This is a genomic window from Pseudonocardia acidicola (assembly GCF_012911935.1).
Classification (GTDB): domain Bacteria; phylum Actinomycetota; class Actinomycetes; order Mycobacteriales; family Pseudonocardiaceae; genus Pseudonocardia; species Pseudonocardia acidicola.
In genome coordinates this window covers 1-8,881 of sequence record NZ_JAAXLA010000132.1, presented here as the reverse complement: position 1 = coordinate 8,881, position 8,881 = coordinate 1, and the positions used below count along the sequence as shown (strand labels likewise).

9 protein-coding genes, 3 tRNA genes and 1 pseudogene are annotated in these 8,881 nt (G+C 74.1%); 2 read left to right on the top strand and 11 right to left on the bottom strand.

What is annotated here, in order from left to right; all coding sequences use genetic code 11:
* The 7 genes and pseudogenes from HF526_RS34885 to HF526_RS33720 all read right to left on the bottom strand — a co-directional run.
* Positions 1–338 (bottom strand): annotated as a pseudogene (locus HF526_RS34885) (hypothetical protein); the annotation flags it as partial.
* A 183-nt stretch (positions 339–521) separates the two neighbouring features.
* Positions 522–1,949, bottom strand: coding sequence for a DUF2252 domain-containing protein (locus HF526_RS33745; RefSeq protein WP_169385716.1), 1,428 nt, complete (start codon positions 1,947–1,949; stop codon positions 522–524).
* Positions 1,950–2,013: 64 nt separating this feature from the next.
* A complete protein-coding gene (locus tag HF526_RS33740) occupies positions 2,014–3,030 on the bottom strand; it encodes an alpha/beta fold hydrolase (protein WP_169385715.1) in 1,017 nt (338 codons plus the stop codon).
* 159 nt (positions 3,031–3,189) lie between these two features.
* Entirely contained in the window at positions 3,190–3,879 is a 690-nt protein-coding gene (locus HF526_RS33735; protein ID WP_169385714.1) for a GAP family protein, read from the bottom strand.
* A gap of 70 nt (positions 3,880–3,949) precedes the next feature.
* Positions 3,950–4,279, bottom strand: a complete 330-nt coding sequence (locus HF526_RS33730) for a hypothetical protein (protein WP_169385713.1) — start codon at positions 4,277–4,279, stop codon at positions 3,950–3,952.
* Positions 4,280–4,397: 118 nt separating this feature from the next.
* Positions 4,398–5,066 (bottom strand): hypothetical protein, encoded by a 669-nt coding sequence (locus HF526_RS33725; RefSeq protein WP_169385712.1) that lies wholly within the window; start codon positions 5,064–5,066, stop codon positions 4,398–4,400.
* A gap of 302 nt (positions 5,067–5,368) precedes the next feature.
* On the bottom strand, positions 5,369–5,824 hold the full coding sequence (locus HF526_RS33720; protein ID WP_169385711.1) for a cupin domain-containing protein: 456 nt from the start codon (positions 5,822–5,824) through the stop codon (positions 5,369–5,371).
* 184 nt (positions 5,825–6,008) lie between these two features.
* On the opposite strand from HF526_RS33720, the gene HF526_RS33715 reads away from it, so the two are divergent.
* Positions 6,009–6,347 (top strand): hypothetical protein, encoded by a 339-nt coding sequence (locus HF526_RS33715; protein WP_169385710.1) that lies wholly within the window; start codon positions 6,009–6,011, stop codon positions 6,345–6,347.
* A gap of 55 nt (positions 6,348–6,402) precedes the next feature.
* Here HF526_RS33715 and HF526_RS33710 read toward each other — a convergent pair.
* From HF526_RS33710 to HF526_RS33700, 3 genes are all read right to left on the bottom strand, one after another.
* A tRNA-Val gene (locus HF526_RS33710) sits at positions 6,403–6,477 on the bottom strand.
* Position 6,478: 1 nt separating this feature from the next.
* Positions 6,479–6,550 (bottom strand) — tRNA-Cys (locus HF526_RS33705).
* Positions 6,551–6,618: 68 nt separating this feature from the next.
* Positions 6,619–6,691, bottom strand: a tRNA-Gly gene (locus HF526_RS33700).
* Between the two features lie 235 nt (positions 6,692–6,926).
* On the opposite strand from HF526_RS33700, the gene HF526_RS33695 reads away from it, so the two are divergent.
* Positions 6,927–7,682: a gamma carbonic anhydrase family protein gene (locus HF526_RS33695; RefSeq protein ID WP_169385709.1), complete on the top strand. Its 756-nt coding sequence runs from the start codon at positions 6,927–6,929 to the stop codon at positions 7,680–7,682.
* Between the two features lie 32 nt (positions 7,683–7,714).
* Here HF526_RS33695 and HF526_RS33690 read toward each other — a convergent pair whose 3' ends face one another.
* Positions 7,715–8,857 carry a DUF4185 domain-containing protein gene (locus HF526_RS33690; RefSeq protein WP_338051935.1) on the bottom strand — a complete coding sequence of 381 codons (1,143 nt, stop codon included), beginning with the start codon at positions 8,855–8,857 and terminating at the stop codon, positions 7,715–7,717.
* Between the last annotated feature and the right edge of the window lie 24 nt (positions 8,858–8,881).

The window sequence follows — 8,881 nt, the reverse complement described above, 5'->3', positions numbered from 1 at the left end:
GGCGGGGACTGCGTGACGGTGGGTGGTGTGGGAGTCGTCGTCGCCGGGCTCGCGAGCGGCGGGGTCGACGGCGGGGTCGACGACGCGGTCGACGACGCGGTCGACGACGCGGTCGAGGTCGGCCCGAATCCCGGGACGGGCACCGCTGCCTGCGTGCCGGAGCCGGACCAGGCGACCGCGACGACCCCGACGGCCACGACCGCCATCCCGGCGACCAGGCCGGCGCGGGCGGGCCGCCCGACGGGTGGTTCGCGGTGTCGCATGTAGATCCAAGCACTGATCGCGGCCCACCCGAGAACCAGCAGTGCCCCGACCGCGACCCCCCACCGCCCTGACACGCCGACCTCCTCCTGCACCGCCCCCGGGGCCGCCGACCGGCACGGTCCATCGTGGAGCTCATCGTCCGAGGCGGTACGGCCTCAGCAGGCGTTACGGCCGACGGGCGCGAGGGTGCGAGCGCCGGCGCGTCGCCGGTGCCACTGTATGACCGGCCGCTGCGCTCCCGTCGAGCGGCCTGTCGATCATGCCTCGTGCTGCACCGGCAGCAACCCCCGCGCGACCGCCTTGACCAGAGCCTGGTGGTCGGCCTCGGTCTGATCGGCGTAGGCGCGGGCGAAGCGGCTCATCGCGAGGTCGACCTTGTCCGAGGTGCCCATGTAGCCCGCGATCATCGACGCCCCGCTGGTCCGCGCGTGCCCCTTGGCGAGCAGGTGCCCGACGATGCCGGCGTAGTCGGCCAGTGCCGCGGCGTCGATCGAGTCGAGCGCGACGCTGCCCTTCATGTTGCGGAACTGCCGCACGTAGTACTGCCGGCCGTCCACCGTGGTCCACCCCAGCAGGGGGTCGCTGACGGTCTGCAGCGCCTGCTGGTACTCGACGACCCGCTGCCCCTGGTGGGCGTGCCACGCCGAGTCGCCGTGCACGAACCGCGCCAGGACCGACCGGCGGGCCTGCTTGAGCTGCAGGAACACCACGTCGTCGGCACTGCTGCCCTCGAGCAGTGCGACGTAGGCGCGCAGCCCCACGCTGCCGACGCCGACGACCTTGTGCGCGATGTCGACGAGGGTGTAGCCGCCGAGCGCGCGGCGCCAGTGCGGGGCGAGCGTCGCCAGGTAGTCGTCGAGGCCGGCGGCGAGCTGCTCCGCCTCGCCCGGGCCGACCCGGGTGATCAGCGGTGGTTCCTCGACGATGCGCCTGCGGCCCTCGCGCTCCTCGGTGAACCGCGGCAGCGCACGGTCACTCGTCCGGTTCCGGGCCCGCTTCGCGGCCCGCTCGATCTCGGCGCGCAGCGTCTCGTCGGAGGCGCTCGCGCGCAGCCGGTCGGCGTCGAGGCGCTGGTAGGAGCGGGACAGCAACGGCTGGTCGGCGAGTTCGCGCACCTCCGTGCGGTAGGCCGCGACGCAGGAGACGACGGCCGCCTCGCAATCGTCCTCACCGGATCCGTTCTGCCGGCCCGCCACCCAGATGCTGGCCACCAGCCGACGCAGGTCCCACTCCCAGGCGCCCGGGTGGGCCTCGTCGAAGTCGTTGAGGTCGATGACCAGGTCCTGCTCGGGCGAGGCGTAGAAGCCGAAGTTGCCCAGGTGCGCGTCGCCGCACACGACAGGGGTGATCCCGGTGGCCGGGAGGCGCGCCACGTCCTCGGCCATGACCACCGCGGTCCCGCGCAGGTAACCGTACGGGGAGGCCACCATCCGGCCGACGCGGATGGGCACGAGCCGTCCCAGGCGGCCCTCGTGCGACTCCATGATCAGCTGCACCGGGTCGGGCCTGCCGACCGGCGGTCGCCACTCCCCGAGCGTCGGGCGCGGCACCCGCTTGCGCAGCCCACGACCGATCTCGTACCGCTCGGCACGGGAGACGGCGCGACGGCGTAGCGACGTGTAGGTCTCGCTGTCGGCGTCGGCGAGCACGACGTGGCCACGCGGGACGGCGAGCCGGTCGGTCATGTCAGCACCCCGGATCTGTCGTGCGGACCGCGATGATCCTACGCAGCCGGCGGCGCCGCGTCGGTCACGACGCCGTCGGTGCCTCGGCGCCGCGCAGCCGCAGCCGCAGCGACTCCCGGTCCGCACACGCCGCAGGCGTGGTGGTGAGGAAGTCGAGCAGCAGCCGGGCGAAGCGCTGCGGGTGCTCGACGTGCGGGAAGTGACCGGTGGACTCGAAGATCTCCAGGCGGCTGCCGGGCAGCCGGTCGTGGGCGCGCAGCGTGTGCTCGACCGGGATGGTCGTGTCGTTGCGCCCGCCGACCAGCAGCACCGGCGCGTCGAGCAGCAGGTAGAGCCGGGCCAGGCCGTCGAGCCGCTGCCCGGCCAGGGTCAGCGCGCTGCGCGTGGTCTGGACGAAGGCACCGCGCGCCCCGCCGTCGGCGAGGGAGGCGAGCGCGAGTGCGAGTTCGTCGAGATCGGCGGCCGAGGTCAGCGGCATGGCCGCCGCGGCCCGGTGAGCGAGCCGGGCCACCCAGCGTGGGGTCAGCGCGTGCAGCGCCTGCAGGACGGCCGCCGTCCCGGGCAGGCTCGCCACCCGCAGCGCGACGTTCACCTCCCGGCCGAGCCCGCCGCTGGCCACCAGCCCGAGCCGTTCGGTGAACTCGGGGAACTGGTAGGCGAACTGCATCGCCACGCCGCCGCCGAGCGAGTGGCCGACGACGCTGGCCCGGTCGACGCCCAGCGCCACGAGCAGGTCGCGCAGCCCGGCTGCGTAGGCGCCGAGCGAGTAGTCCCCGTTCGGTGGTTTGGCCGACTGTCCGTGCCCGAGCAGGTCCGGCGCGATGACGTGCAGGTGGCGACCGAGCAGCGGCAGCACCGGCTGCCAGGTCGTGGAGCTGCCGGCCAGGCCGTGCAGCAGCACCACGACGGGCCCGCCGGAGTCGGCACCGCTCTCCCGGTAGGTGACCCGCTGACCGTGCAGCAGGATCTCCTTGTCCAGCACCTCGACTCGGCGTCGTGAGGTGGTCGCCGGCGGCGCCGGTTCGGCCTGGCTGCGCCTGCGCGGCCGCGGGGGCCGGTGTTCGACGACCGTCGCCGCCATCGCTGTCTGCACCTTCCGCCGCGCGCAGGCGCCGGGTCTGCGTCCCGTCAAGGGCGGCGGCCCGCAGGCCACCGGTCGCGCGCGCGGGGCGCGGACACCCGGGAATGCCCGCAGCGGGCACGGTTTACTCCTCTGCGAGACGCGCGACACGGCCGGGCCTCACCCGGACAGCTCGACGATCCCCTTGCCGAGCAGGTAGACGCCCACGGCGCCGAACACGCCGACGACGATCGCCCGCTCGTGGTTGTGCACCCAGCCGCCGACGCGGTCGACCAGCTCACGGGCCTTCTCGGGCCGGAACACCGACACCGTCAGCGTGCCGATCGCGGTGCTGAACCAGATCACGTCGTACACGACGACCTGCACGACTCCGCCGGCCACGGTGGCGGCGGTGGCGACGATCGCGTTGAGCGCCGCGAGGTAGATCAGGCCGGGCAGGTGGGTCACCACACCCGCCAGGGCCGCACCGGTCGTCGACAGGTCGTCGAGGCGGCTGCGCACCCACGAGCCGCGACGGTGCGAGCGATCCGGGTCGCGGCGCGCCCGCGGCAACCGGTCGGTCCACTTCCCGACGGCGAACCCGAGGGCGGCGGCTCCGAGCACGATGTCGACGAACGCCGGGTACTGCAGCGTGGCGATCGACGGGACCTCCCCCTGCAGGACCGCGACCACTCCGATCCCGACAGCCAGGGTGAACGCCAGACCGGCCAGCAGATAGGCGAGGAGCAGCCGCCGCGGGTTGCGGGAGCTGAGCATGGCGTACAGCGCGGCCATGCTCGTCGGGCGCACGACGCTGGACAGCGCCAGGACGAGCACCGCCGGATTCACCCGCCCGATCGTCGCGGTCACGGACCGCGATGGCCTCACCCAGCGCGGATGATCGGTCTCGCCACCCTGCACGTGCCCGTCGCGGCCGCGGTCACCGCCCCGCGCGCCCGGACCGCACCGCCGCCACCACGGCCACGACGATCAGGGCCAGCAGCAGCAGGACGACCGTCACGGGCAGCAGCAGCAGCGCCAGGACCAGCGCGGCGACCAGCGCGATCTTGGCCCCGGTGCTCAGCGCCGACACCGCCCCGGTGACCGCCCCCCAGAGCGGGTTGCGGCCCTCGAGGGTGGATCGCAGACCTCCGAGCAGGGCGTTCAGACCCACCCCGCCGCGTGCGGCGATGTCGTCGAGGGAGCGGGCCAGCCGCTCGACCTTGTCCAGCGCGATCCCGACGGCCCGGTCGAGGAGGGTGGCGAGCAACTGCCGCAGGCTCGCCTTCAGCTGCTCGGTCGATGACGGCGCGGGACCGCGTGGGGCCGCCGGTGCCCGGCGCACGGTCTGCCTCGCGGGCTCCCGGGCGGCCGGGCGAACGGCGGTGCTACTCACCGCGGTCGGCCCGGTTCGGCCGCCCGCGGCCCTCCGTCCGCTCCGTCCGCGATCCCGGGCGGGCCCCGCCACGCCCCGGGACGGGTTCGGCGGGCACCGAACGCACCGGCTGCGGGCCCGAGGTGCCGGTGCGCGGCCTCCGCAGGCCGCGGCCCCGCGGGGCCCGGACCTGCTCGCCCGGTTCGCCGCCCTCGGCCGGCCCGTCCTGCTCGGCGCCGGCGGCAGCCGGGTCGGCCGGGGCCGTACGTGGCCGGCGGGCGAGGCGACGCAGCGCCTCGAGCAGGTGGAGGGCCAGGCGCTGCAGGAACTGCAGTATCTGGACGGCGCGGAGCACGACGAGACCGAATGCGGCACCGACCCGGGCACGCACGCCCGGCCCGGTCTTCCCGGTGGCGGCCTTGCGGGCCGAACGGGGCGGGGCGGGCCTACCGGTCAGCGCCTCGCGCAGGCCGATGCCGCCCTCCGCGACGTCGTCGAGCCGGTCGGCGACACCCTCGACCCGCGAAACGGCACGGTCGACGACGACCCCGAGCACCCGCCTGCCGGCCTCGCTCATCGCCGCGCGGGCGACCTCGCGCGCAGGATCGGCGGCCACCGCGCGGCCGGCCCGGCGGGCACCGCCGGTGGCGCGTGTGGCGGTGCGCGTCATGGTGTTGGCCATCAGGTCACGTCCCTTCTCGGTCGGCCCGCCCAGGAGGGCCTGCCGCTCCCGCGGGCGTCGGCCGCGTTCTCCGGTATCGGCCGCGTACCACTTTCGAGGGACCGCTACTCACGCTGCGCAACCGGGCGTACCCGGCTCGGCCGATCAGCGGAGGGTCACCGCGTGGCCAGCTGCCCGACGGCGTGCGCGATCCGGATCAGCAGGGGTTCGCTCCACGCCGGCCTCCGCCGCCACAGCGGGCGGACCGGGCAGCGCAGCGAACGGGGTGCGGGAACCGTCGGGACCTCCGGCGCCGGAGGCGGTCAGTGTGCGGGCCGCACGACCTCGGTGGCGTATCTGGACATGATGTCGGCGACGGCCGCCGGGTCGAGTCCCCCCGGATCCCCGGACAGCCGCTCGAGCTGCCGGAAGTAGTCGATGTAGAGATCCGGCGTCACGGTGCAGAGCAGCACGGCCGGGACGTCGCCCGGGTTGGCGAAGGTGTGCGGCGCCCCGATCGGCGCGGCGACCAGCGCGCCGGGTTCGGCGGTGATCGTCTCGGTGCCGCAGGTGAAGCTCGGGGCGCCCGAGATCACGTAGAACGTCTCGTCGTGCTTGTGGTGGACGTGCTGGGGTGGTCCGTCGACGTGCGGTGGGATGGTCAGCTCCACCAGACCCAGCCGGTGCTCGGTGCGCCCGCCGTCCTCGAGGATGCGCATCCGCATGGGGCCGACCGAGACGGTCTCGCCCTGGGCCGCACCGACGATCGCGATGCTCATGATGGTGTCTCCTCGCTCGGTTCGCCCACGCGATGCCACGACGCCACGATGCGACGCCGCGCCGTCGCATCGTGGCGTGGTGGCACCTGGGCGGCCAACCGCCGAGGGACGGACCCCCGGACCACGAGCCACGACACGTCCGCGCGTACTTGCTTCACCCGCCCGGCCGGGACACGCTGGGCCGGTGAGTGACAAGCCGATCGAACTCGATCTCGACGACGCGGGCGTGGCCTCGAACCTGCCCCGGCCCGCACATCCGCGTGACGCGGTGCAACAGGTCCCGTACCGGCCGGTGCAGTTCCGGGACGACGACCTGCCGAGCGCGCTGGAACGGTCGGCGACGTGGCTGCGCGGCGCCCAGGAGTGGCTGGGCGAACCCGTGGACGTGATCGCGATCCACCTGGACTACGACGACCGCGACGGGGCGCCGTACTACGACGTCAAACTGCTGTGCAACGAGGAGGACCTGGCGGGCGCGCCCATCGCGGTACGCGAGCAGGCGGCAGGACAGACCGGCGCGTAACGGATCCGACGGTGAGAAAGGCCCCCGACGACAGTCGTCGGGGGCCTTTCATTCGTGGTGGGCGATACTGGGATTGAACCAGTGACCTCTTCCGTGTCAAGGAAGCGCTCTCCCACTGAGCTAATCGCCCGAGGCGGAGGCGGGAATCGAACCCGCGTACAGGGCTTTGCAGGCCCTTGCCTAAACCACTCGGCCACTCCGCCCGGTTCCTCCGGACGCGTTCCGCAGGATTCAGGACCTGGAAGTCCGGCGGAGACCCGAGGTTCCTCCGAGCGGACGACGGGATTCGAACCCGCGACCCTCACCTTGGCAAGGTGATGCGCTACCAGCTGCGCTACGTCCGCATCGGCACCGTGTCGGTGCGATGGGAGAACCTTAGCGCAACCCCTCCGCCGCCATCGACGCACCCCGGGGGCCGGGCGCGGGCAGCGTTGCGTGACCTGGTCGGGCGGCCCGGAGAGCCGATCGGGCCTCCTTGTCGTCCCTGGGCGCCGGGCGTAACGTCAGTCGTCCTCGCGCGGGTTCCGATAACCGTGCTGCGGCAGGGTCCCCGCGTTGTGCCCAGGGGCGGGTGGGGTGATGGATGTGGTCGCGGAGGAGTACGAGTCACCACCGCGCGTGGTGGGGCGCGGCGCCGTGTTCGTGGAGCATCGGCACAAGACCCCCCGGGTGGCCGAGTCGACCTATGTCGCGCCGACCGCGGTGCTCTGCGGTGATGTCACCATCGGGGCCCACAGCCGGGTGCTGTTCGGTGCCGTGGTCACCGCCGAGGGCGGCCCGGTCGAGATCGGGGAGAACTGCGTCGTCATGGAGAACGCCGTCGTCCGGGGGGTTCCGGGTCATCAGACCCGCCTGGGCGACCACGTGCTGGTCGGTCCGCACGCCTCGCTGACCGGGTGTGTGGTCGAGGGCGACACGCGGATCGCGACCGGGGCGGTGGTGTTCAACGGGGCACGCATCGGGGTGGGCGCAGAGCTCGAGTTCCACGCGGTGGTCCACGTCAACACCGTGGTCGGCCCGGGCACGGCGGTGCCGATGGGCTGGTTCGCCGGCGGCGACCCCGCCGAGCTGATCCCCCCGGGCGACTGGGAACGCATCCGGGCGCTGATGGGCCGGCTGGACTACCCGGGCACCGTCTTCGGCGTCGGCGACACCGATTCGCCGATGCCGGACATCGCCCGCCGGTACGCGCGGGGACTGGCCCTGCACCACTACGACCGCATCCTGCGGTACAAGCACCGCGAGGCCCCCGAGGGGCAGCCGGCCGGCAAGCGCCCGGCGCGGCGCCCGACCGTGCGCGTGCGGACCACGTTGGACGCCCCGCACACCCACTGACCGGCTCCGGACCGCCGGCCGGTGATCTTCCCTCAGGCCTCGAGGTGCAGCCGCATCAGCATCGTGTTGTAGGGCCACCACTGGCTCATCTGGAAGTAGGGCGTGTCGTCCATGGCCGAGAAGGGGTGGAAGAACGCCCCGTAGAGGGCGGGCCAGTCCGCGGCGGTGGCCACGACGTGCGGCGGCGACCACGGCCCGGTCACCCGCGACGCGGTGTGGACCACGATGGCGTCGAGGCGTTCGTGGTAATGGGCGGCCAGCCACCGGCCCGACGCCCAGTGGAACATCACCGACAGCTCGGAGGCCGGTGCGGGGATGACCACCGCGGCCCGGGACTGGTCCCGCGTCCAGCCGGCCCCGGTCCACTGCTCGCGGGCACCCAGGTCCAGCACCGCGTCCTCCGGAACACGGGCCAGCCGGACCGGACCGGCCCGCCCGTTGGGGGTGCCGAAGATGTAGACGAAGCCGCCGTCGCGGGCGAACGCGCACATCTGCCACCCCTGAGACCCGTCGGGCAGGTTCGCCCAGCGCACCGCGTCGGGCTTGTGCCAGGTCTCCCCCACGTCGTCGGAGTACGCGATCCCGGCGTAGTTGGTCCGCCACCGGCCCGGCGCGCCCCATCCGCGGACCGACATGTACGCCATGAAGTTCCGCCGCCCGACCGAGATCCCCGCCGTCGGGATGACGGTGAACTCGCGCACCCCCGGCCGCTCGTCGCGGGGGATGACCTGGCGGGCGTGCCCGGGACGGTCGGTCAGCCACGAGTCCAGCCGCATGCCCGCGGCCAGGGTGGAGCCGGCCGACCGGGCGAGGACGTTGCTGCGCCAGTCCGCCTCCGCGGGCGTGGCACCCGGGCCGGCGGCGCCGCCCGCGCCCGACCACCCGCGCCCGAACGTGTCGCCGAAGGCGACCAGCACCCCGCCGGACCCGTCGGCCCAGGAGATACCCAGATCGGTGCCGTACACCGCGGCACTCTCGCCGGTGCGGTTCGGGGAGTGCTGCCCGGTGACCCGGCCGACGGGTTCGGCGTACAGGCGGTTGCCCCGGCGTCGCGGCGCCGGGGGCCGAGGCGGTGGCGGCGGCGTGGTGTGGGCCGGCGGGACCGGAGCCGCGCGTGCGGCGAGCAGTGCCGCCGCGCCGCCGCCGAGCATCCCCAGCAGCCGGCGGCGATCCACGCGCCGAGGCCCTCGGGTGGGACG